Below are 22958 nucleotides of genomic sequence, written 5' to 3' on the forward strand. Positions count from 1 at the left end.
CTCGGTGGTGCCGCGCGGGGCACGGCGCGACGGCGGGCGTGTCGGGACGGGGAACGGTAGCGTCGGGCCATGCGAGTCACCATCTTCGGCGGACACGGCAAGGTCGCGCTCCTCCTGGCCCCGATGCTCGTCGAGGCGGGGCACGACGTCACCTGCGTCGTGCGCAACCCCGACCACATCGAGGACGTCCAGGCGACCGGCGCGATCGCGCTGGTGTCCTCCGTGGAGGAAGCGGACGAGAGCGCGCTCGTCGACCTCCTGCAGGGGCAGGACGCCGTCGTCTGGTCCGCAGGCGCAGGCGGGGGCGACCCGGCCCGCACCTACGCCGTGGACCGCGACGCCGCGATCAGCTCGATGGACGCAGCCCTCGAGGCCGGCGCCCAGCGCTACGTCATGGTGTCGTTCTCGGGATCCGACCCCGACGTGCTGGTGCCCGAGGACGACCCGTTCCGGCACTACCAGCAGGCCAAGATCGCCGCCGACGAGCACCTCCGCGGCACCGACCTCGACTGGACCGTCCTCGGCCCGGGCCCCCTCACCCTCGAGCCCGGCACCGCGTCGGTGAACCCCCGGGCCCGCGCCGGCGACGGCGACCGCACGTCACGGGAGCTGGTCGCGCAGGTGATCCTCGCCGTGCTGGAGGACCCACGGTCCTTCGGGCGCACGCTGGTCCTCGGCGACGGCGACGTGCCGATCGACGACTGGCTCGCGTCCCTCTGACGCGCTCCCGCGCCTGCCGACCCGTACGCCGGGCGGGGACGCGTCCCCGGGCACGTCCGAGCACCCGTCCACAGGCGGCGTCGCGGGACACGCGTCGGTGTCGGTGGGCTCTGGTTGAGTGGATCCATGGAGGGCACGAGCACCGTCGGAGGAGCGCAGGTCGGCGACCTGACCGACCTCGCCGACGAGGCCCTGCTGTCCGAGGCGTCCGAGATCGAGGTCCTCCTGCGCGAGGGCGAGGTCCACAAGCTTGGCGTCGCCTACCAGTGGGCTGTCACCCATCCCCCACTGGACGCGTGCGAGACCCCGTCCGGGCCGGTCCTGCCGTCCGTGCTCGCTGAGCCCGAGACCCTCGGCGGCCCCGGGACTCCCGCGGTCGCCGCATTCACTCCCGAGCCGCTGGCCGTCGCTCTCGGCTGCTCCCCGGCCTCCGCGTCCGCCCTCCTCGCCGACGCGCTCGACCTGAACCACCGGCTCCCCCTGCTGTGGGACGCCACACGTGCACTGCTGGTGCCGGCCTGGAAGGCCCGGCGCGTCGCCGCTCGCACCCGCTACTTGCCGATCGACGCGGCGCGGTGGCTCGACCGCCGGGTCGCCGGGCGCATCTCGTCGCTCGGCGCGCCGGCGCTCGACCGGCTCATCGCCGAGGCCGCGGCTCGCTGCGACGGCGCCGGCACCGCCGAGCGGGAGGTCGCCGCCCGTGACGGCTGGGACGTCGTGCTGGTCCACCCGGACCCCGGCCGCTACTCCGGCACGTCCGAGCTCCGGGCGACCGGAGACACCCTCGACCTCATCCGCTTCCACGACGTGGTGTGCGCGGAGGCCGAGGCCATGGGAGCCCTCGGCGACACGGACGAGCTGCCGGTGCGCCGCGCCAAGGCCCTGGGGGCCATCGCGGACGCCCAAGCCCGACTCGACCTCACGAGCCTCGTCGGCACCACCGATCCCGACACGGGTCGGAGGGTGCGGCAGGCGGCTGTCGCGCGACGAGACGCGAAGGTCCGGCTCTACCTCCATGCCTCGCTCGCCGACGTCGTCGCGGATGACGCGCGGGCCACCGGCTCGGCCGAGTCGTTGGGACCGGTCAGTCTCGACCTCATCCGCGACTGGGCCGGCCGGTCACGCGTCACCATCCAGCCGGTGCTCCACGTCGCCACCGACGACCGCTGGTCCGTCGATCGCCACGATCCACCTCCGCGGATGGCCGAGCAGGTCCGGCTGCGGGACGAGACGTGCGTCTTCCCATGGTGCGGGCGGGCCGCGCGTCAGTGCGACCTGGACCACCGCGAGCCCTTCGTGGACCCGGGTGACGGCGGTCCACCGGGGCAGACGTCGCCCGCGTCCCTCGCCCCGCTCTGCCGACGTCACCACCGGGCGAAGACCGCTGGGGAGTGGTCCTACGAACGCGCCGATCCCGGCACCTACCTCTGGACCGGGCCGGTGGGCATGTCGGCCCTGGTCACCGCACGCGGCACCATCGCCGTCCCCCGCGCCTAGGCGTCGACCAGACGGGCACACCCGTCCGCGGTCCCGCCCTGTGCCCGCGAAGCCCACCCGGGCGACCACCGGTGCCAGGCGCGGCCTACGACTGGCCTACGACTGGTCGCTGCGACGTGCGAGCGCTATCGCTACGGACGCAAGCGCGGCGACACCGGCCAAGACCCATATCACCGCTGACAACGTCTCCCTCTGCGGCGACGGGAGGAAGAACGCCAGTGCTGCAGCGCCCAGCACACCCACCCAACCGAAGCGGCAGGCGAGGTTCCGCAAGCGCATCGTCGTCCCTCGCGCCACTCGTCCACCTCCGGTCGCCGATCGCGTGTCTCCGAGGAAGGTAGCGTGCACCGCGCCGGTCTTCGTCCGGCTCGCGAGCAGGAGCCACCGCTCAAGCCGAGCGGACGCACATGCCCGCGGTGCGGGCGGTTCCACCGATATCCCTGCGTGCCTGCTCGCCGACGCGGCATACTCCAGCACCACACGCTGCGGTCCCAGCGCAGCCCCACCTGATCGGACGTCCATGCCGTCTCTGCGACTCCTCGCTGCGTCGATCGCGACGTCATCGGTGCTGCTGGCGCCGACTGCCGCCCACGCCGAGCGCCTGGTGACCGAGGACGCCGTCGGCGACGCCCAGAGCATCAGGTCGGACGCGGAGGAGGAGATCTTCGACCCGGCACCGGAGCACACCGCCGCCGACATCACCAGGACCGTGGTGGTTCACGGCGCCCGCCGGGTGCGGGTGCAGGTGCGTTACCGCGACCTCGAGCGCACGTCTCCTCGCGCCGCGTACGTCAAGCTCCGCACCCCGGGTCGGCGGTTCGACCTGCGGACGTCCCGCAACGCCCCGGGTGCCGGCACGTGGCTGACTCGGGGACAGCGGGAGGACGACGTCCATTGTCCTGGACTGCGTTCGTCGGTGGACGGCGCCAGGGACCAGCTCACCGTCACCGTGCCGAGCGCATGCCTGGGCCGCCCCGCGTGGGTCCAGGTCGGCGTGCTCTCGGTCGTGGCGGAGGCGGATGCCGGCTCCGGGCTCGATGAGCCCCACCTCGCGTACGTCGACGACGCCCACATGGTGGGGGGCTTCGAGGACCACAGCGTGCGCCTGGGCCCCAAGGTCTTCCCCGGCTGACCGCTGGCCCGTCCGGTCCGGACCCGGCCGCGCGACCCGGTCGACCGTCAGCGCGAGACGCGCCGCGGCCGCAGCGTGCTGATGCTGTGCAGCACCGCGTCGCGGCGAGCCGCGCGTACCTCACCGAGCTTGACCTCGCAGGTCCAGCACCGGTCCGTCGCCACGCAGCACGTCGCGTCGCGGACCTCGGCCTCCAGCTGGTCCGCGTGGGCGCTCCTGCTGAGAACGCTTCGCATGACTTCCTCCCCCGACCCCGCACGGTGCGGCGTCTGCGTCGAGTCTGACCGCGGGCGCCGGTGCACCACATCCGCATTACTACCGATGTCTGGACCAGTGCTGTGCCGCGCTGGCGAGGTCGGGCGCGTCGGTCAGGCGTCCGAGCCGGCCAGCCGCGCCAGCAGCCCGGGCAGCTCCCCCGGCAGCTCGCGGGCGAGGTAGCCGACGGGACCGACCCGTCCCGCCAGCTCGTCACCCGCACCGGCGTGCAGGTGGGCGGCCCACACCGCGGCCTGGGCAGGCTCCGCCCCGCGGGCGAGCAGGCCCGCCACGATCCCCGCCTGCACGTCACCGGAGCCGGCGACCCCGAGCCCCGGGTTCCCGGCCTCGACACGCCAGAGGTCGTTCCCGGCCGCGACGACCTTCACCGACCCGCCGCACAGCACGACGGCGTCCGTCCGGCCGGCCAGCTGCGCCGCATGGCCCTCGAGGTCCGACTCGACGTCCTCCTCGTCGGCGCCGAGGCAGCGCGACAGCTCCGTCGGGTTCACCGTCAGCACCACGTCGGCCTCGAGGGCCGCGACGCCGTCGTGGTTGTCGGTGACGTACGCCGTGGCGAGGGCGTCGAGCACGACCCGCCCGCCGAGCTGGGGGACCACCCGCCCGACGAGGGCCGCCGCGGTGTCCGTGTCCGTGAAGCCGGGACCGAGCAGCGCCACACCGGCGCCGTCGGCGAGCTCGACGAGGCCCTCGGTCTCGCCGACGTCGATCGAACCGGACTCGTCCTCCCTCAGCCCGACCACCATCAGCTCGGGCGCGGCCACGGCCAGGGCCGTCGCGCAGGAGGCAGCCGTCGCGAGGCGCACCTTGCCCGCCCCCACGCGGAAGGCGCCCTCGACGGCGAGCAGTCCGGCCCCGGGCGTCGCCCGGCTGCCGGCGACCACGGCGAGGCGGCCGCGGGACTCCTTGTCCGAGCCCGGCTCCGGCAGCGCCCAGTCACGCAGCAGCGCGCCGTCGACCAGCGTCGCGTCAGGCATCGGGGGCCTCCCCCGCCTGGTCGTCCTCGTCGGTCCTCTCCGCCGGGCCGCGCGTCAGGTGCGAGTCGTCGGCAAAGGTCTCGAGCACGAGTCCCTCCGGCCCCCTACGGTAGCGCGTCAGGGACGCGTTCGGGATCGGCGTGGTCCGGTCGATGTCGAGCAGCGCCGCCTCGTCGAGCCCCTCCAGGGCGTAGCGGAACGACATGATCACCGCCTGGTGCGTGAACAGCCACACCCGCTGGCCGTCGTACCCCTCCCGCAGGTCGGCCAGCAGGCTGCGGATCCGCAGCACCACGTCGGCCCAGCTCTCGCCGGAGGGCGGCTGGTAGTAGAACTTGCCGACGTGGGAGCGGCGCTCGGCCTCCTCGGGATACCTGCCGCGGATCCCCTTGCCGGTCAGCCCGTCGAAGAGACCGAGGTCGCGCTCGCGGAGCCGCTCGTCGAGGAGCAGGTCGATCCCCAGGTCGCCCAGCGCAGCGCGCGCGGTGTCCGCGGCGCGGCGGTAGGGCGAGCTCACCACGAGGTGCGGGCGCTCCTCCTCGGCGATCCCGGCGACCCACCGGCCGAGGGTGCGCGCCTGCTCCTCGCCGTTGGCCGACAGCTCGACGTCCGCGTCGCGCGCCGACAGCTCGAGCCGGTCGGCGTCGGCGTCGCGCGCCTCCGTGTCGGCGATGTTCCCCGCGCTCTCCCCGTGCCGGACCAGCACCAGCTGCTCCGGTCCGCGCCTGCCCTGCAGCACCGCCGTCAGCCCCATCCGCGCCTCCTCGCCGTCAGTCGCAGCCTCCCCGGGCGCGTCGCCCGGACCGTTACCCCGCCGGCCCGTCCCGGATGCGCCCGTCGCATGCCGCTGCGGGCAGGGGGAACAACAGGGCATGGCCGACCCGCTCGACACCTATCGCCGCATGCGGGACTTCGGCCGCACCCCCGAGCCCGCCGGCGAGGTCGCCGCCACGGACGGCGCGGCGAGGTTCGTCGTGCAGCGCCACCGGGCCAGCCGCCTGCACTACGACCTCCGCTTCGAGGTCGACGGCGTGCTGGTCAGCTGGGCGGTCCCCAAGGGACCGACCCTCGACCCGAAGGCGCGACGCCTGGCCATGCACGTCGAGGACCACCCGATCGAGTACCTGGACTTCGAGGGCGTCATCCCCGCCGGGGAGTACGGCGGCGGCGACGTGGTGGTGTGGGACATCGGCACCTGGGAGCCGGTGCGGACCGACGATCCCCGGGCGGCGGTCGAGTCCGGCGAGCTGCACGCGGAGGTCCACGGCCGCAAGCTCCGGGGCCGCCTCGTGCTCGTGCGCCGGGACGGCGACGCGGGCGAGAGCGGCGAGCCCTGGATGCTGCTGCACAAGCGCGACGAGCACGCGGTCGAGGGGTGGGATCCCGAGGACCACCCGCGGTCGGTCCTCAGCGGCCGCACGAACGACGAGGTCCTCGCGGACCCGCACCGGCTCTGGCGCTCGGACGTGCCGGCGGAGGTCGCGGCGATCTCCCTGCTGCCCGACCCGCTTCCCGACGCGGCGATCGACCGGTTGGCGTCGATGGGCACCTCGGGCACGTGGGACGTCTTCGGCCGCCGCCTGAAGGTGACGAACCTCGACAAGGTGCTGTTCCCGGGCGACCCGCCGGTGACCAAGCGCGAGCTGCTGGCCTACACCGCCCGGATCGCGCCGTTCGCGCTGCCCTACCTCGAGGGCCGCGCGCTGAACATGCACCGCTATCCCGACGGCGTGGAGGCCAAGGGCTTCTGGCACAAGGAGCGGCCCAACCACGCACCGGTCTGGCTGGGCGCGTGGGACAACGAGGAGGCCGACGAGGGCGAGACCGAGACCTACGTCGTCGCCGACGAGCCGGCCGCCCTGGTGTGGGCCGCCAACTTCGGGGCCCTCGAGTGGCACCCGTGGACGTCGCGGACCGACGCGCCGCACGAGCCGACGTACGCCCTGGTGGACCTCGATCCCGGCACCGCCACGAGCTGGGAGGACCTGCTGGTGCTCGCGCGGCTGCACCGCACCGCGCTCGACCACCTCGGCGTCACGGCCCGCGCCAAGGTGACCGGCCGCCGCGGCATCCAGATCTGGGTGCCGGTCGTCCCCGGCTACACCTTCGACGACACCCGGGCGTGGGTCGAGAAGCTGTCGCGCACGGTCGGCAAGGTGGTGCCGGAGCTCGTCAGCTGGAAGTGGGAGGTCAAGGCGCGCAAGGGGCTCGCGCGGCTGGACTACACGCAGAACGCCATCAACAAGACCCTCGTCGCGCCCTGGTCACCGCGGCCGGCCCCCGAGGCGCCGGTGTCGGTGCCCATCGGGTGGGACGAGCTCGACGACCCGGACCTGCGGCCCGACCGCTGGACCGTGCGCACCGTGCTCGACCGGCTCGCCGAGAAGGGGGACCCGTTCCGGGCGCTGCTGGGCGCGGCGCAGGAGCTGCCGGAGATCAGCTGAGGGGGGTGCGCGCCCCGAGGTCGACCTGGCCCGTGATCCGGGTGACCGCGTCGCCGGACACCCACACGCGCCCCTCGGCCGCCTCGAGCCGGACGCGTCCCTCGCGACCGATCACGCTCCCCTGCCGGGACGTGTACGACGGCGGGAGTGCCCCGGTGCCCACCAGCCACTGCGCGAGGCCGGCGTTGGCGCTGCCCGTCACCGGGTCCTCGACGAAGTCCCGGCCGTCGGCGAAGAACGCGCGCACCTCGACGTCGGCGCCCAGGTCGGCGGCCGCGACGTCGCCCCACCGGCCCAGCACCGTCACCTTCAGGTCGGTGAAGGCGGCGACGTCGGGCACGACGTCCAGGACGGCCTCGGCCGAGCCGAGGTCGACGCCGACCCAGCCGGGACCGTTGTCGATCCACGCCATGTCCTCGACCGCACCGTCCTCGACCCCCAGTGCGTGGACGATCCGGGCCCGCAGCTCGACGTCGACGGGCCCCGAGCGTCGCAGCGGCGGCGCGGCGAAGCCGAGCCGGGGCGAGCGACGTACGTCGACGAGCCCGGCGCCGCACTCCTGCACGACGACCTCGCCGCGGGGCACTCCCCCGGCCTCGAGCCACGCGTGCGCGCTGCCGACGGTCGGGTGCCCCGCGAACGGGAGCTCGCCGCTGGTGGTCCAGATCCGCACGCGGTAGTCCGCCGCCGGGTCGGTCGGCGCGCAGAGGAACGTCGTCTCCGACAGGTTGGTCCAGCGCGCGAACCGCGCCATCTCCTCGTCGCTGACGCCGTCGGCGTCGTGCACGACCGCGAGCGGGTTGCCGAGCCACGGCTCGGCACTGAAGACGTCGACCTGGCGGAAGGGCAGCATCCCGCGATCCAAGCACACGGTCGGCGGCCCGCGGGCTCACCCGTCGGCGGCCACGACCTCGAGCGCCCGGCGGTAGCCGTCGATCCCCTGCCCCGCGATGGTCGTGACAGCGTGCGGCTCGACCACGGAGGTGTGGCGGAACTGCTCCGCCCGCTGCCGGGGGTCGGAGATGTGCACCTCGACCAGCGGCGCGGTCAGCTGGGCGCAGGCGTCCCAGAGCGCGAGCGAGTAGTGCGTCCACGCGCCGGCGTTGAGCACGACCGGCACCGCGTCGTCGGCGGCGGCGTTCAGCCAGTCGATGAGGTCGCCCTCGTGGTTGGTCTGGCGCACCTCGACGTCGAGCCCGAGCCCGCGGCCCCACTCCACGCACAGGTGGGCGAGCTCGGCGTGGGTCGTCGAGCCGTAGATCTCGGGCTGGCGGCGACCGAGGCGCCCCAGGTTGGGACCGTTGAGGACCAGGACCTTCCTGACCGGACCCGTGCTCACCGGACGCCCCCGATGGCGGCGTACGCAGCCCGCAGGTCGTCCTCGCTCGGGCCCGCCAGGATCCGCGGCGAGGCGAGGTCGTCGAGGACCACGAACCGCAGCTGCGAGCCGCGCGCCTTCTTGTCGACCTTCATCGCGGCGTGCAGCTCGTCGAACGACGCCGCGTCGTACGTGGTCGGCAGGCCCACGCGCGACAGTGCGGCCCGGTGTCGCTCCACGAGCGCGGGATCGAGCCCGGCGGCGCGGGCGGCCAGCTCCGCGACGTACACGCAGCCGATCGCGACGGCCTCGCCGTGCCGGACGGCGTAGTCGCTCGTGCGCTCGATGGCGTGGGCGAGCGTGTGGCCGTAGTTGAGCACCTCGCGACCCGGGTGCCCGTCCCGGCCGCCGGTCTCCCGGAGGTCGCCGACGACGACGTCGACCTTGACGCGGACGGCGCGCTCCACCAGCTCCCGCAGCTCCGGCGAGGACGGCGTGAGGGCGTCGGGGTCGGTGCGCTCGACGACGTCGAGGATCACCGGGTCGGCGACGAAGCCGCACTTGACGACCTCGCCCAACCCGGCGACAAGCTCCGCGCGCGGAAGCGTGTCGAGCAGCGACAGGTCGCAGAGCACGCCGGCGGGCTCGTGGAAGGACCCGACGAGGTTCTTGCCGGCGCCGGTGTTGACGCCGGTCTTGCCGCCGACGGCGGCGTCCACCATGCCCAGCAGCGTCGTCGGCACGTGGACCACGCGCACGCCGCGCAGCCAGGTCGCGGCGACGAAGCCGCCGAGGTCGGTGGTCGCGCCGCCCCCGATGGTCACTACGGCGTCGGACCGGGTGAAGCCCGCCTCACCGAGCGCCTCCCAGCAGTCGGCGGCGACCGGCGCGGTCTTGGCGCGCTCGCCGTCGGGAAGCCCGAGGGCGAGGACGTCGAAGTGCTCGACCAGCGCGTCGACGACGGGGTCGGCCAGGGCGCCCAGCGCGCCGGCGTACAGCACCGCGACCCGCTCGACGCCCTCCCCGAGCAGTGCGGGCAACCGCGCGCTGAGCCCGTGGCCGACGACGACGTCGTAGGGCGAGGCGCCGCCGACGTGGAGGACGGTGTCGGGTCCGGGCGCGCTCACGGCAGCAGCTCCTCGATGTCGGCGGCGACCTCGGCGGGGGTGCGGCCGTCGGTGTCCACGACGTGGGCGGCGACCGACTCGTAGACCGGGGTGCGCTCGTCGAGCAGCGCCTTGATCCGGGCGCGGACGTTGCCGAGCAGGAGCGGGCGGCCCACGCCGAGCCCGACCCGCTTCACCGCGTCGCCGAGCCCGACCCGCAGGAACACGACCGGGAGGCCCGCGAGCAGCTCGCGGGTCTCCGCCCGCAGCACCGCTCCCCCACCGAGCGCCAGGACGCCGTCGTGCTCCGCGACCGCGGCGGCGACGGCGGCCGCCTCGAGCTCGCGGAAGTGCTCCTCGCCCGACTCCACGAAGATGTCGGAGATCTCCCGACCCGTGCTCGCCTCGATGTCGGCGTCGGTGTCGCGGACGGGCACGCCCCAGGCCTGGCCGAGCAGGGTGGCGACGGTGGTCTTGCCCGCGCCCATCGGGCCGACGAGCACCACGCGCGGGCTCATCGGAACCGGAGGGTGTCGAGGTAGGACGCGGCGTTGCGGCGGGTCTCCTGCACCGAGTCGCCGCCGAACTTCTCCACGACGGCGTCCGCGAGCACCAGCGCGACCATCGCCTCCGCGACGATGCCCGCCGCGGGGACGGCGCACACGTCGGAGCGCTGGTGGTGCGCGACGGCGGCCTCGCCGGTCGCGACGTCGACGGTGCGCAGGGCCTTCGGCACGGTCGCGATCGGCTTCATCGCGGCACGGACGCGGAGCACCTCTCCGGTCGACATGCCTCCCTCGGTGCCTCCGGAGCGTCCCGACGCGCGACGCAACCCCGCGTCGGTCGCCACGATCTCGTCGTGCGCCTGCGAGCCCGGGGTGTCGGCCAGCTCGAAGCCGTCGCCGACCTCGACCCCCTTGATGGCCTGGATGCCCATCAGCGCGCCGGCGAGGCGCGCGTCGAGCCGGCGGTCCCAGTGGACGTGGGAGCCGAGGCCCGGCGGCAGTCCGTGGACGACGACCTCGACGACCCCGCCGAGGGTGTCGCCGTCCTTGTGCGCCTGGTCGATGCGCGCGACCATCGCGGCGCTCGCGCCGGGGTCGAGGCAGCGGACCTCGTCGGCGTCGAGCCGCTCGACGTCCTCGGGCCCGGGCACGAGCCCGGCCGGGGCCTTGACCCCGCCGAGCGCGACCACGTGGGACACGATGCGCGCGCCGACCGCCTGCTCGAGGAAGTTGGCGGCGACGCGGCCGAGCGCCACGCGGGCCGCCGTCTCGCGGGCGGAGGCCCGCTCGAGGATCGGGCGCGCCTCGTCGAAGGCGTACTTCTGCATCCCGACGAGGTCCGCGTGGCCGGGGCGCGGTCGGGTCAGGGGCGCGTTGCGCGCCAGCGCCTCGAGCTCCACCGGGTCGACGGGGTCGGCGGACATGACCTTCTCCCACTTCGGCCACTCGGTGTTGCCGACCTCGATGGCCACCGGCCCACCCTGGGTCTCGCCGTGGCGGACGCCGCCCAGCACGCGGACCTGGTCCTGCTCGAACTTCATCCGGGCCCCGCGTCCGTAGCCGAGGCGCCGACGGGCGAGGGAGTCGGCGAGGTCGTCCGACGTCACGCGCACGTGCGCGGGCAGCCCCTCGAGGATCGCCACCAGCGAGGGACCGTGGGACTCGCCTGCTGTCAGCCATCGGAGCATGGCGTCAGTCTCTCAGCCCCAGATCCGCCCGGCGAGCGCCGTCCCCCAGACGAGACCCACCAGCGCGCCGACGACCATGAAGGGGCCGAAGGGGAACGACGTCTTCAGCAGCGTGCGGTCCCGCCGCAGCGCCAGCACCGCCAGCGCGGGGACGGTGAACGCCAGGAACCCCGCCCAGACCCCGATCACCACGGCACCCCAGCCGACCCAGCCGAGCACCAGCCCGACCGGCGCGGCGAGGCGCACGTCGCCGAAGCCGATGCCGCCGGAGCGCAGCGCCCACAGCAGCCAGTAGAACGAGCGGACCGCCACCATCGCCAGCAGCGCACGCACGAGGGCGTCGCGCTCACCGACGGCGACCCCGACGGCCACGACGGCCACGATCGCGGCCCCGGTGGCCGGCAGCACCAGCACCCTCGGCAGCAACCGGGTGTGCCAGTCGATGACCGACAGGGCGACGGCCACCGGGACCAGCGGGACCAGCCACAGCAGCGGCCAGTCGAGGCCGGTGGCGAGCCCGACGAGCGCACCGGCCACGGCCGCGACCAGCGCGCTCCGTGGACCCAGCCCCGGACGCGCGGCGAGGTCGGCGTAGCGCACCTTCGCCGGCTCGGCGTCCGGCTCGGTGTCCAGATCGACGTCCGGCTGCGGGGTCGGCTCGGGCACCCGGGCGACGAGCCGCGGCACCAGCAGGCCGCCGACGCCGGCCAGCAGCGCGGCCAGGACGGCGGCGAGGACGGTGTCGTCCACCAGCCCGCTCACGAGCCGTGCCGCCCGGCGAGGGCCTGCTCGCCGGCCCGGCGCATCACCTCGACCGGCGCCGGCAGTCCGGTGAACAGCTCGAGCTGCAGCGCCGCCTGGTGGACGAGCAGGTCCAGGCCGCCGACGAGCACCCGGTCACCCGGCGCCGACAGCGCGGAGGCGGCCAGCGGGGTCGGCCACGGGTCGTAGAGCGCCTCGAAGACGACCGGGACCCCGGCGCAGCGCGCCACCAGCGCCGCCGTCTGCGCGGCGGCCGGGATGGTCGCGACGACCACGTCGGCGACGACCTCGTCGCCGGCGTCGAGCGGCGACGTGCGCACCTCGACACCGTCGGGGTGGGCGCCGAGCGCCTGCACGGTCTCCGCCGCCCGGGAGGCGTCGCGCACGAGGAGCTCGATCCGCCTGACGCCGAGGTCGGCCAGCGCCAGGCCCACCGACGTCGCGGTCGCTCCGCCGCCCAGGATGGCGGCCGACGCGAGCGGCGCCGACGTGCGCTCCCGGACGGCGGCCGCGGCCCCCGGGAGGTCGGTGTTGTCGCCGAGCCGGCTGCCGTCGTCGTCCAGCACCACGGTGTTGACCGCGCCGGCGAGTCGCGCGCGGTCGGTGAGCAGGTCGACCAGGGGCAGCACCTCACGCTTGAGCGGCATGGTCAGCGACAGACCCCGCCAGCTGCCGTCGAGGCCGGCCAGGAACGCGGGGAGCCCGCCGGAGGCGACCCGGTGGGCGTCGTAGCCCCAGTCCAGGCCGAGCTCGGCGTACGCCGCCCGGTGCAGGACCGGCGAGAGCGAGTGGGCGATCGGGTCGCCCAGCACGCCGCAGCGCCGCCTCACCTCAGCACGTCTCCGGCGCGTTCTCGCACAGCTCCGCGTCGAACTCGAGGAACTCGTCGTAGGAGTCGGTGAACTTCGTCTCGCCGGTCTCGAGGTCGACGGTCACCCAGAACAGCCACGGACCGTCGGCGGGGTTGGCCGCAGCATCGATCGCGAGCTCGCCGGGCGCCTCGATCGGGGTCGGCGGCAGTCCGGGCCGGGTGTAGGTGTTGTACGGGGTGTCCTGCTGCAGCTGCTCGCTCGTCAGGCCCACGCCGAGGTCCTGGTTGAGGCCGTAGTTGACCGACGCGTCGATCTGCAGCAGCCCGTTGGTGATCCCGTTGTCGGGGTTCTCGAGGCGGTTGTAGATGGCGCGCGAGATCTTGTACATGTCCTCGCCGCGGCCCTCGGCCTCGACCAGCGAGGCGATGATCATCAGCTCGGCCGGCGTGCGACCCAGCTCGGCCGCCCGCTCCTCCAGGTTGGCCGCGTCGGCGGCCTCGCGCCAGCGGTTCACCATCATCTTGAGGATCGCGACCGGCTTCATCCCGGGCTTGATCTCGTAGGTCGCCGGGAACAGGTAGCCCTCGGCGTTGCCCTCCGCGTAGTCCGGCAGGCCGAGCTTGTCGGGCTGCTGGAGCGCGCGGTTCCACGCGGCCTCGGGGTACTCGGTGTTCGCGCCGAGCGTCTCGACGATCTCCGTGACCCGCAGGCCCTCGGGGATGGTGACCGTGGGGAAGCCGATGAGGTTGTCGGGGTCGACGAGGACCTCGAGGGCGTCGGCAGCCCTCATCTCCTTCTGCAGCTCGTAGGCGCCGACCTGGATCCCGGCGGCGTCAGGCTCCTCGGCGGCGGCGTCGATGAACGCCTGGACCGACGCGGTGACCCCCTCGGCCTTGAGGTTGCGCCCGATCTGGGCGGTGGTGTCGCCCTCGTTGACCGTGAACTCGACCGAGCCGGTCCCGGGTCCCGGGTAGTCCTCGGGCCCCTGGAACTGGTCGGCGACCCACGAGACGCCCTGCGTCAGGGCGACGTAGAAGCCCCCGACCAGGACGACCAGGGCGACCAGCACGGCGACGCAGCCCTTGAGGCCGCGGCCCTTGCGCCGCCGGCCACCCGGGACGTAGTCGTAGTCGTCGAGCTCGTCGCGCTCGCCGGCACGCGCCTCGTGCTCACTCATGTGTCTCCGTCACCTCGACGATCTCTCCGGGCGGCTGTCCGCTCGAGCGTTCCGTGTCGAGCGCAGTCTGCAGGATCAGCACGGCGGCCGCCTGATCCACCACGGCGCGTCGCCTCGCCCCCCGTCGCCCCTGCTCGCGCAGGATCGACTCGGCTGAGACCGTGGTCAGTCGTTCGTCACACAGTCTGACGGGTACGGGCGCGACACGGCGAGCCAGCCTGGCCGCGAGCGCCCGCGCCTTGTCCGCGGCGGGGCCCTCCGAGCCGTCGAGCGAGCGGGGCAGCCCGACGACGACCTCGACCGCACCCAGCTCGTCCGTCAGCTGTGCGAGGCGGCGTACGTCGCCCCGCCCGGCGCGGACGGTCTCGACCGGCGTCGCCAGGAAGCCGGACGGGTCGCTGCTCGCGACGCCGATCCGGGCGTCACCCGGGTCGACTCCCAGCCGTACGCCGAACCGCATCGCCCCGCTCAGCCCTGACCCGCGCGCTCGGCGACCTGGCGCCTCACCAGCTCGAGCGCCTCGTCGATGCGGGAGGCGTCGGAGCCGCCGCCCTGCGCGACGTCGTCCTTGCCGCCGCCCTTGCCGCCGAGCAGCGGGCCGACCGCGCGGACCAGGTCGCCGGCCGACAGGCCACGCGAGCGGGCCTCCTCGTTGGTGGCGGCTACCACCGAGACCTTGCCGTCGGCCTGGCCGATGACGACCACGACCCCGGGCTCGCCGTGCGGGAGGCGACCGCGGACGTCCATGGCGAGGTTGCGCACGTCGCCGCCCCCGGCCCCGTCGGCGCGGTGGGCCACCAGCCGCACCGGGCCGACCTGGGCGGCGCCGGCGGCGAGGTCGGCGCTCGCGCCGAGCAGCTGGGCGAGGCGCGCCTTCTCCAGCTCCTTCTCCGCCGCCCGGAGCCGCTCCGTGAGGCCCTGGACCCGGCTGACCAGGTCGTCGGGCTGGGTCTTGAGCAGCCCGGTGAGCTGGGCCACGACGTCGCGCTCGCGGGCGAGGTAGCCGAAGCCCTCGAGGCCGGTCAGGGCCTCGATGCGCCGGTTGCCGGAGCCGACGCTGGTCTCGCCGGTCACCACCACGGTGCCGATCTGGGAGGAGTGGTCGACGTGGGTGCCGCCGCAGAGCTCGCGCGACCAGGGGCCACCGATCTCGACAACGCGCACCTTGGTGTTGTCGTAGGTCTCGCCGAACAGCGCGATGGCGCCCCACTCCTTGGCCTGGTCGAGGGTCATGTAGTCCCACGACACGGGGAGGTCCGCGCGCAGCGCCTGCTGCGAGACCTGCTCGATGTCGCGGACCTGCTGGGGCGTCAGCGCCTGGGTCCAGCCGAAGTCGAGGCGGAGGTAGCCCGGCCGGTTGTAGGAGCCGGACTGGAGCGCGGTGGGGCCGAGCACCTCGCGGAGCGCGGCGTGCACGACGTGGGTGCCGGAGTGGGCCTGCCGGGCACCCGTCCGCCACTCGGGGTCGACCCGGGCGTGGACCTCGCGCGAGGCGTCGAGCTCGCCCTCGAGCACCCGGACCTGGTGCACGACGAGGCCCTTGACCGGGCGCTGCACGTCGATGACCTCGAGGCGGCCTCCGTCGAAGACGATCGTGCCGGCGTCGGCGACCTGGCCGCCGGACTCGGCGTAGAACGGCGTGCGGTCGAGGACCAGCTCGCCGATCTCGCCCTCGGCCAGCCGCGGCACCGACGCACCCCCGCTGAGCAGCGCGAGCGGGCGGGACTCGGTCTCCAGCGTCGCGTAGGCCAGCCACTCGGTCGGGCCGTGCTGGTCGAAGATCCCCCGGTAGACCGCCGTGTCGCCGTGGGCGCCCTTCTTGGCGCGGGCGTCGGCCTTGGCGCGCTCGCGCTGCTCGGCCATGAGGCCGCGGAACCCCTGCTCGTCGACCACGAGACCCTGCTCCGCGGCCATCTCCAGCGTGAGGTCGATCGGGAAGCCGTAGGTGTCGTGGAGCGCGAAGGCCCGCTCGCCCGACAGCGTCGAGCCGCCGGACCGCTTCACCTCGGACGCGGCGAGGTCGAAGATCTGCGTGCCCGCCTGCAGCGTCTTGCGGAAGGCGTCCTCCTCGGCGAAGGCGACCTGCGAGATGCGGGGCCAGTCGGTGAGGAGGTTGTCGTAGGTCTGCCCCATGACGTCACGCGACACGGGCATCAGCTCGGGGAGAACCCGCTCCTCGCACCCGAGCAGCCGCATGGAGCGCACGGCGCGGCGCAGCAGCCGGCGCAGGACGTAGCCGCGGCCGTCGTTGCCGGGGGTGACGCCGTCGCCGATGAGCATCATGGACGACCGGACGTGGTCGGCGACCACGCGGAAGCGGACGTCGTCGGCCGGGTCGGCGCCGTACTTCCTGCCCGTCATCTCCTCGGCCCTCGCGATGACCGGGTAGACGACGTCGATCTCGTACATGTTCGCCTTGCCCTGCAGCAGCAGCGCGACGCGGTCGAGGCCCATGCCGGTGTCGATGTTCTTCTTCGGCAGGGAGCCGGAGATGTCGAAGTCGGACTTGGAGCGGACGGCGCTGAGCTCGTCCTGCATGAACACGAGGTTCCAGATCTCCAGCAGCCGGTCCTCGAGCTCGACCGGCATGTCGGGCCCGAGCGTCGCCGGGTCGAAGTCCGGGCCCCAGTCCGGGCCGCGGTCGTAGAGGATCTCCGAGCACGGGCCACCGGGACCGGGCACGCCCATGGACCAGTAGTTCTCCTTCGGGCCGAGCTGGACGATGCGCTCGCGCGGCAGGCCGGTGACCTTCATCCAGTAGCCGATGGCCTCCTCGTCGCCGACCAGCACCGACGGGTACAGGCGGTCGACGTCGAGGCCGAACCCGCCCTCCTCCACCGGCGTGGTGATCAGGCTCCAGGCGAGCTCGACGGCACCTTCCTTGAAGTAGTCGCCGAACGAGAAGTTGCCGCACATCTCGAAGAACGTGCCGTGCCGGGTCGTCTTGCCGACGTCCTCGATGTCCGGGGTCCGCACGCACTTCTGGATGCTGGTCGCGCGGTCGTAGGGCGGCGTCTCCTGCCCCAGGAAGTAGGGCTTGAACGGCACCATGCCGGCCGGGACGAACAGGAGGTTCGGGTCGTCGGCGAGCAGCGAGGCGGAGGGCACCACGGCGTGTCCGGCGGCCTCGAAGTGCGCGAGGAAGCGGCGGCGGATCTCGGCGGTGTCCATCAGTGGGGGTCCTTCTGCGGGTCGTCGGTCGGGGTGCGAGCGGTGAGCTCGGGTAGTCCATGGGGCCGGAGGCCGAGCCGCTCGCGCAACTCGGTTTCGCGTTCGGCACGGCCCTGCTGGACCTCCTCGGCGAAGAGTCGTGCGCCGGCCCGCCAGCCACGGACGCGGTCGCGCACACCGTCGGCGGTCAGCGCCTCGGCGGCGCGGCGGGCTCGGGCGGCGGCGTACACGCCGACCCCGGCGCCGGCGGCGAACCAGAGTGGTCGACCCATCAGGCGACGTCCCCGTCGACCGCGGCGGGGCCGGCCTCGCCGCGGGGCGCCTCGCGCTCGCGCGCCCGGAACTCGCGCAGCGCCTGCTTCATCTCCGCGCGGCGCTCGCGGCCGGCCCGCTTGGCCTCCTGGCGGACCTCGAAGCGGATGCGGTTGCGCGTCTCCGGCGAGAGGGCGCGGCGCAGGCCGTGGGTCCAGGACGCGGCCTTGACGACGGTCTCGCGCGCCACGATGTCGGCGAACAGCCGGCCGTCGATCGGCGACGCGGGCGGCACTCCGGAGCGTGCGGCGCCGGACTCGTCGCTCGCGGCGGCGTCCGCGCCCACGCCGGTGATGACGTACGCGCTCGCCGCGGGCTCCGCGGCGGCCGTCGGGGACGGATGCCCGGCCGGGGCCTCGACCGCCGCGAGCCGCTCGCTCACGGAGGCGGCGTGCGCCTCGGCGCGGCGGGCCCGGGCGTGCGAGCGCAGTGCGACGAGGAGCGCGACCAGCGCGACGCCGAGCGCTGCTGCGCACGCCGCGACCAGCCACACCTGCTCCGAAGTCACCGGGACACCCTATAAGTCGCCGCGCAGAGCATGGAGCGGTCGGTCGGGAGGTGGCCCGGGCGCCCCCTCGGCGGCATCCGGGGACGGCTGCCTCAGCGCCCGCGCAGGATGCGGCGGATGCGCTCCCAGCGCTCCTTGACGCCGCCCTCGGCGCCGAGGGTCGTCGGCTCGTAGTAGGTCGCGTCCTCCAGGACGTCGGGGAGGTACTGCTGCCCCACGACCCCGAAGGGATGGTCGTGGGGGTACTTGTAGCCCTTGCCATGGCCGAGGCCCTCGGCCCCGCCGTAGTGGGCGTCGCGCAGGTGCGCGGGGACCTGACCGATCCTGCCCCGGCGGACGTCGGACAGCGCGGCGTCGATGGCCGTGATCACCGCGTTGGACTTGGGGGCGACCGCCAGGTGGATCGTCGCCTGCGCGAGGTTGATCCGCGCCTCCGGCATGCCGATCAGCTGCACGGCCTGGGCCGCGGCGACCGCGGCCTGCAGAGCGGTGGGATCGGCGAGACCGACGTCCTCGCTGGCGTGCACCACGAGCCGCCGGGCGATGAAGCGCGGGTCCTCCCCGGCCTCGATCATCCGCGCCAGGTAGTGCAGCGCGGCGTCGGGGTCGGACCCCCGGATCGACTTGATGAAGGCGGAGATGACGTCGTAGTGCTGGTCCCCCTGCCGGTCGTAGCGCACGGCCGCCTGGTCGACGGCGGTCTCCGCGGTGGCCAGGTCGATGGCGTCGAGGCCGTTGCTGGCTGCGGCGCCGGCGGCCGCCTCGAGGTAGGTCAGAGCCCGGCGCGCGTCCCCGCCGGCGAGGCGTACGAGGTGGGCGCGCGCGTCGTCGTCCAGCGCGGTCGTGCCGGCCAGGCCGCGCTCGTCCGCGAGCGCCTGGTCGATCACCTCGGCCACGTCGTCGTCGGTCAGCGACTGCAGCCGCAGCAGCAGGCTGCGCGACAGCAGCGGGCTGATCACCGAGAAGAACGGGTTCTCCGTGGTGGCGGCGATCAGCGTCACCCAGCGGTTCTCCACGCCGGGCAGCAGCGCGTCCTGCTGCGCCTTGGTGAAGCGGTGCACCTCGTCGACGAAGAGCACCGTCTCCTGCCCGCCGCGGGCGAGCTCGGCGCGCGCGCCGTCGATCGCCGCGCGCACCTCCTTGACCCCCGCCGCCACCGCGGAGACCTCGACGAAGCGCCGCCGGGTCTGCTGGCTGACGATCGAGGCGATGGTGGTCTTGCCGGTGCCGGGCGGACCCCACAGCAGGAGCGACATCGACTGGTCGCCCTCGATCAGCCGGCGCAGCGGCGAGCCGGCGGCGCGCAGCTGCTGCTGGCCGACGAGCTCGTCGATGGTGCGCGGTCGCATCCGCACCGCTAGCGGCGCCGACGCGTGCGTGTTGGCGCCCAGCGACCCGGCGCTGGGGACAGACGTGGCACCGGGCGCGGGTCGCCCCGCGCCCGGTATCTCGAACAAGCCGTCCACGTCGGTGAGTATCCCCCGCGGTGCGCGGGGACCCCCTCAGACCCCCGTCGTCTGCTTGCTGCGCAGGTCGTACCAGGTCTTCTCGTAGCCCGGACCCGTCAGCTGCGTGTTGGTCGGGGTCCCACCCGGCACCGGGCTGCCCTGGTCGTCGACGCCGAGCAGGTCGGTCGTGACCGGCGTCGCGGGGTGGGCGCCGAGCTCGCCCGCGAAGTGGCACGCGACCTTGTGGCGCTTGCCGATCTGGAGCAGCGGCGGCTCGACCTTCGCGCAGATCTCCTGGGCGAACTGGCAGCGGGTGCGGAACCGGCACCCGGACGGCGGGTTGATCGGGCTCGGCACGTCGCCCTCGAGGCGGATGCGCTCGCGGCGCCCGCCGATGGCGGCCTGCTTGACGTCGGGCACCGCGGACAGCAGCGCCTGCGTGTACGGGTGGTGCGCGTGGCCGTAGATCGTCTCGCGGTCACCGATCTCCACGATCTTGCCGAGGTACATCACCGCCACCTCGGGGCAGAAGTGACGCACCACCGCGAGGTCGTGGGCGATGAACAGGAACGCGATGTCGAACTCGCGCTGCAGGTCCTGCAGCAGGTTGACCACCTGCGCCTGGATCGACACGTCGAGCGCGGACACCGGCTCGTCGGCCACGAGCAGCTTCGGGTTCAGCGTCAGCGCGCGGGCGATGCCGATGCGCTGGCGCTGCCCCCCGGAGAACTCGTTGGGGTAGCGGTTGTAGTGCTCGGGGTTCAGCCCCACGACCTCGAGCAGCTCCTGCACGCGCGGGAGGATCTTGTCCTTCGGCACGATGTTGTGCACCGCCAGGGGCGCGCCGACGATCGAGCCGACGGTGTGGCGCGGGTTCAGCGAGGTGTAGGGGTCCTGGAAGATCATCTGCACGTTGCGGCGCAGCGGCTTCATCTCCGAGGTCGACAGCTTGGCGAGGTCCTGGCCCTCGAACATCATCGACCCGCCGGTCGGCTTGTAGAGGCGGGTGATGAGCCGGCCGGTCGTGGACTTGCCGCACCCTGACTCGCCGACCAGGCCCAGCGAGCCGCCCCGCGGCACCTGGAACGACACCCCGTCGACGGCCTGCACGTGGCCGACGGTCCGCCGGACGAGGCCGGAGGACTTCACCGGGAAGTACATCTTCAGGTTGTCGACGGTGATGATCGGCTCGGCGTCCAGGTCGAGCTGGGTCGCGACGTGGCCGTGCTCGGCGAGGGCGTGGAAGTCCGGCGGCTCGTGGAACGCCTCGTGGTCGTCGACGACGTCGGTGTGGTCGGAGAGGTCACGCTCCCCCGTCTCCGCCGCGTTGGCGCCGACCTCGCTGACGTCGATGCCGACCTTGGCGTTGGGGTCCTGGCTCATCGGATCTCCTCGGCGAGGTCGGGGGCGATCTCGGGCAGCACTTCGAGCTGGTAGATCTCCTGGGGGTTGGGCAGGTGGCACCGCTTGAGGTGGCCGGCTCGGTTGCTGGCCGGGGTGAGGGCGGGCAGCTCGGTGACGCACAGGTCGCCGGGCACCTTGTCGCGGTGGGCGCACCGCGGGTGGAACGGGCAGCCCGACGGCGGCTTCAGCAGGCTCGGCGGGTTGCCGGGGATGGGGATGAGCCGTGCGTCGGTGGACGCCGTGACGTCGGGGATGCTCGAGAGCAGGCCCCAGGAGTACGGCATCTCGGGACGCGTGAGGATCTCCTTGGTCGTCCCGTACTCCACGCAGCGGCCGGCGTACATCACGAGGACGTCGTCAGCCATCTCGGCGATCACGCCGAGGTCGTGGGTGATGATGATGACGGCGGAGTTGAACTCGCGCTGCAGGTCCTGCAGCAGGTCGAGGATCTGCGCCTGCACCGTCACGTCGAGCGCGGTGGTGGGCTCGTCGGCGATGAGCAGCGACGGGTCGTTGATCAGGCCCATCGCGATCATCGCGCGCTGCCGCATGCCGCCGGAGAACTGGTGGGGGAAGTCGTCCACGCGGCGGTCGGGCTGCGGGATGCCCACGCGGTCGAGCATCTCGATCGCCTTGCGGCGCGCGTCGCGCTTGGACGCCTTGGGGTGGTGCATCGCGTAGGCCTCGGCGAGCTGGTCGCCGACCCGGTAGAAGGGGTGCAGCGCGGCGAGGGCGTCCTGGAAGATCATCGCCATCGCGTTGCCGCGCAGCTTGCGCATGCGGCTCTCGCCCAGTCCGATGACCTCGGTGCCGCCGACGCGGATCGAGCCGGTGATCTCGCTCGACTTCGCGTCGTGCAGGCCCATCACGGCCATGCTGGAGACCGACTTGCCGGAGCCGGACTCGCCCACGATGCCGAGCGTCTTGCCGAGCTCGACCGAGTAGCTCAGCCCCTTCACGGCCTGGACGGGACCGTCCTGGGTGGGGAACGTCACCGTGAGGTCCTCCACCTGGAGGAACGGTCCGTCGACGTCGGCCTGCGACGCGGCGGAGGAGGGGGACGTGATGGTCAAGAGAGCCTCACTCGGGGATCGAGAATGCTGTAGATGACGTCGACGACGATGTTGGAGATGATCAGCACGGCCGCGCCGAACAGGGCCGTGGCCGAGACCACGGGGAGGTCACGCTGGGCGACCGCCTGGAGGCTCCACAACCCGATCCCGTCGATGTCGAAGATCGTCTCGGTGAAGATCGTACCTGCGAGCAGGGTGCCGAAGTCGATGCCGAAGATGGTGATCACGGGCACGAGGGCGGCGCGCAGTCCGTGCTTGTAGACCACGGTGTTGGCGGCCAGGCCCTTGGCCTTCGCCGTGCGGATGTAGTCCTCGTTGAGCACCTCGACCATCGACCCGCGGGAGTAGCGGGTGTAGGAGGTGCAGCCGAAGGCACCGAGGGCCAGCCAGGCCAGCAGCATCCCGCTGAACCACTTGGCCGGGTTGTCGGTGATCGGGAAGTAGCCGGTGTCGGAGAACAGGGGTATCTCCCAGCTGATCGTGAGGAAGAGCCACGTCAGCAGGGCGAACAGGTAGTACGGGATGGACGAGATGACCAGGAAGCTCGACACGAGCGCCTTGTCGGCCACTGTCCCTCGTCTTCGGGCCGCGGCGACGCCGATGGGGATGCCGAGGCTGAGGTAGAGGAACGCGCCGCCGAGCGCCACGGAGAACGTGGCGGGCATGCGGTCCTTCATCTCCTCGAACACCGGGGCCTTGGTCCGGTAGGAGTAGCCCAGGCACGGAGCCGGGCAGTCGAACTTGGTGGTGCTGCCGAACTGGATCTCGCGCCCGGCCACGACACCCTTCATGAACTTGCCGTACTCCTCGTACCACGCGTTGTTGAAGCCGAGGTTCTCGCGGAACACCTCGAGGCGCGCGGGGGTGCAGCGGTTGCTGGTGTCGTTGTCGCAGATCGTCTGGGCGGGCTCGGAGGGTCCGTACCAGAAGAGCAGGAACACGCTCATCGAGATGAGGAACAGGACGACCACGCCCGAGAGCAGGCGCTTGACGACGTAGGCGAACACGAGGATTTCCCTCCGGGGTTGGAAGCAGCTGCCGGCGTTGCCGGCACACGGTGGTGTGGGGGCCCCGCGTGAACGGGGCCCCCACACCGAGGTGGAGCAGGGTCGACTGGGTCAGCCGACC

At 73.4% G+C, this 22958-nt stretch carries 23 protein-coding genes; 4 read left to right on the forward strand and 19 right to left on the reverse strand.

Going from position 1 to position 22958, the window contains the following annotated elements:
• Nucleotides 1–69: 69 nt before the first annotated feature.
• From J3P32_RS00830 to J3P32_RS00840, 3 genes are all read left to right on the forward strand, one after another.
• Nucleotides 70–720, forward strand: coding sequence for an SDR family oxidoreductase (locus J3P32_RS00830; protein ID WP_210437799.1), 651 nt, complete (start codon nt 70–72; stop codon nt 718–720).
• Between the two features lie 126 nt (nt 721–846).
• Nucleotides 847–2217 carry an HNH endonuclease signature motif containing protein gene (locus J3P32_RS00835; RefSeq protein WP_210437801.1) on the forward strand — a complete coding sequence of 457 codons (1371 nt, stop codon included), beginning with the start codon at nt 847–849 and terminating at the stop codon, nt 2215–2217.
• A gap of 520 nt (nt 2218–2737) precedes the next feature.
• Entirely contained in the window at nt 2738–3349 is a 612-nt protein-coding gene (locus J3P32_RS00840) for a hypothetical protein (RefSeq protein ID WP_210437804.1), read from the forward strand.
• 47 nt (nt 3350–3396) lie between these two features.
• On the opposite strand, the gene J3P32_RS00845 is transcribed toward J3P32_RS00840, so the two are convergent.
• The 3 genes from J3P32_RS00845 to J3P32_RS00855 all read right to left on the reverse strand — a co-directional run bounded on the left by J3P32_RS00845 (nt 3397) and on the right by J3P32_RS00855 (nt 5356).
• Nucleotides 3397–3585 carry a hypothetical protein gene (locus J3P32_RS00845; protein ID WP_210437807.1) on the reverse strand — a complete coding sequence of 63 codons (189 nt, stop codon included), beginning with the start codon at nt 3583–3585 and terminating at the stop codon, nt 3397–3399.
• 132 nt (nt 3586–3717) lie between these two features.
• Nucleotides 3718–4602, reverse strand: coding sequence for an NAD(P)H-hydrate dehydratase (locus tag J3P32_RS00850; protein WP_210437810.1), 885 nt, complete (start codon nt 4600–4602; stop codon nt 3718–3720).
• Nucleotides 4595–5356, reverse strand: coding sequence for a histidine phosphatase family protein (locus tag J3P32_RS00855; protein WP_210437813.1), 762 nt, complete (start codon nt 5354–5356; stop codon nt 4595–4597). Before J3P32_RS00855 ends, J3P32_RS00850 begins: the two co-directional genes overlap by 8 nt.
• Nucleotides 5357–5474: 118 nt before the next feature.
• On the opposite strand from J3P32_RS00855, the gene ligD reads away from it, so the two are divergent.
• Nucleotides 5475–7046 (forward strand): non-homologous end-joining DNA ligase LigD, encoded by a 1572-nt coding sequence (gene ligD, locus J3P32_RS00860; RefSeq protein ID WP_246849845.1) that lies wholly within the window; start codon nt 5475–5477, stop codon nt 7044–7046.
• Here ligD and J3P32_RS00865 read toward each other — a convergent pair.
• The 16 genes from J3P32_RS00865 to J3P32_RS00940 all read right to left on the reverse strand — a co-directional run bounded on the left by J3P32_RS00865 (nt 7039) and on the right by J3P32_RS00940 (nt 22837).
• Nucleotides 7039–7899, reverse strand: a complete 861-nt coding sequence (locus tag J3P32_RS00865; protein ID WP_210437816.1) for a PhzF family phenazine biosynthesis protein — start codon at nt 7897–7899, stop codon at nt 7039–7041. The two genes, ligD and J3P32_RS00865, sit on opposite strands and share 8 nt — an antisense overlap.
• 36 nt (nt 7900–7935) lie before the next feature.
• Nucleotides 7936–8385, reverse strand: a complete 450-nt coding sequence (locus J3P32_RS00870; RefSeq protein ID WP_210437818.1) for a type II 3-dehydroquinate dehydratase — start codon at nt 8383–8385, stop codon at nt 7936–7938.
• On the reverse strand, nt 8382–9491 hold the full coding sequence (gene aroB, locus J3P32_RS00875) for a 3-dehydroquinate synthase (RefSeq protein ID WP_210437820.1): 1110 nt from the start codon (nt 9489–9491) through the stop codon (nt 8382–8384). Before aroB ends, J3P32_RS00870 begins: the two co-directional genes overlap by 4 nt.
• Nucleotides 9488–9988 carry a shikimate kinase gene (locus J3P32_RS00880; protein ID WP_210437822.1) on the reverse strand — a complete coding sequence of 167 codons (501 nt, stop codon included), beginning with the start codon at nt 9986–9988 and terminating at the stop codon, nt 9488–9490. Before J3P32_RS00880 ends, aroB begins: the two co-directional genes overlap by 4 nt.
• On the reverse strand, nt 9985–11163 hold the full coding sequence (aroC, locus tag J3P32_RS00885; protein ID WP_210437824.1) for a chorismate synthase: 1179 nt from the start codon (nt 11161–11163) through the stop codon (nt 9985–9987). Before aroC ends, J3P32_RS00880 begins: the two co-directional genes overlap by 4 nt.
• A 12-nt stretch (nt 11164–11175) precedes the next feature.
• On the reverse strand, nt 11176–11925 hold the full coding sequence (locus tag J3P32_RS00890; protein WP_210437826.1) for a prepilin peptidase: 750 nt from the start codon (nt 11923–11925) through the stop codon (nt 11176–11178).
• A complete protein-coding gene (locus J3P32_RS00895; RefSeq protein WP_210437828.1) occupies nt 11922–12755 on the reverse strand; it encodes a shikimate dehydrogenase in 834 nt (277 codons plus the stop codon). Before J3P32_RS00895 ends, J3P32_RS00890 begins: the two co-directional genes overlap by 4 nt.
• A 1-nt stretch (nt 12756) precedes the next feature.
• Complete coding sequence (gene mltG / locus J3P32_RS00900; protein WP_210437830.1) at nt 12757–13914, reverse strand: endolytic transglycosylase MltG; 1158 nt, start codon at nt 13912–13914, stop codon at nt 12757–12759.
• Nucleotides 13907–14374, reverse strand: a complete 468-nt coding sequence (gene ruvX, locus J3P32_RS00905; protein ID WP_210437832.1) for a Holliday junction resolvase RuvX — start codon at nt 14372–14374, stop codon at nt 13907–13909. The genes mltG and ruvX overlap by 8 nt, the downstream gene beginning before the upstream one ends.
• 8 nt (nt 14375–14382) lie before the next feature.
• Nucleotides 14383–17085: an alanine--tRNA ligase gene (gene alaS, locus J3P32_RS00910; protein ID WP_210437834.1), complete on the reverse strand. Its 2703-nt coding sequence runs from the start codon at nt 17083–17085 to the stop codon at nt 14383–14385.
• Entirely contained in the window at nt 17085–17357 is a 273-nt protein-coding gene (locus J3P32_RS00915; RefSeq protein ID WP_210437836.1) for a DUF6167 family protein, read from the reverse strand. Before J3P32_RS00915 ends, alaS begins: the two co-directional genes overlap by 1 nt.
• On the reverse strand, nt 17357–17905 hold the full coding sequence (locus tag J3P32_RS00920) for a hypothetical protein (RefSeq protein ID WP_210437838.1): 549 nt from the start codon (nt 17903–17905) through the stop codon (nt 17357–17359). The genes J3P32_RS00915 and J3P32_RS00920 overlap by 1 nt, the downstream gene beginning before the upstream one ends.
• 92 nt (nt 17906–17997) lie before the next feature.
• Nucleotides 17998–19254, reverse strand: a complete 1257-nt coding sequence (locus J3P32_RS00925) for a replication-associated recombination protein A (protein ID WP_210437840.1) — start codon at nt 19252–19254, stop codon at nt 17998–18000.
• A gap of 153 nt (nt 19255–19407) precedes the next feature.
• The gene (locus J3P32_RS00930) at nt 19408–20736 is read right to left on the reverse strand and encodes an ABC transporter ATP-binding protein (protein ID WP_210437842.1); all 1329 of its coding nucleotides are present in this window, start codon (nt 20734–20736) and stop codon (nt 19408–19410) included.
• Nucleotides 20733–21830, reverse strand: coding sequence for an ABC transporter ATP-binding protein (locus J3P32_RS00935; protein ID WP_210437843.1), 1098 nt, complete (start codon nt 21828–21830; stop codon nt 20733–20735). The genes J3P32_RS00930 and J3P32_RS00935 overlap by 4 nt, the downstream gene beginning before the upstream one ends.
• On the reverse strand, nt 21827–22837 hold the full coding sequence (locus J3P32_RS00940) for an ABC transporter permease (RefSeq protein WP_210437845.1): 1011 nt from the start codon (nt 22835–22837) through the stop codon (nt 21827–21829). Before J3P32_RS00940 ends, J3P32_RS00935 begins: the two co-directional genes overlap by 4 nt.
• Nucleotides 22838–22958: the final 121 nt, after the last annotated feature.

The sequence above is a fragment of the Nocardioides xinjiangensis genome (assembly GCF_017916385.1).
GTDB classification, from domain to species: Bacteria; Actinomycetota; Actinomycetes; order Propionibacteriales; family Nocardioidaceae; genus Nocardioides; species Nocardioides xinjiangensis.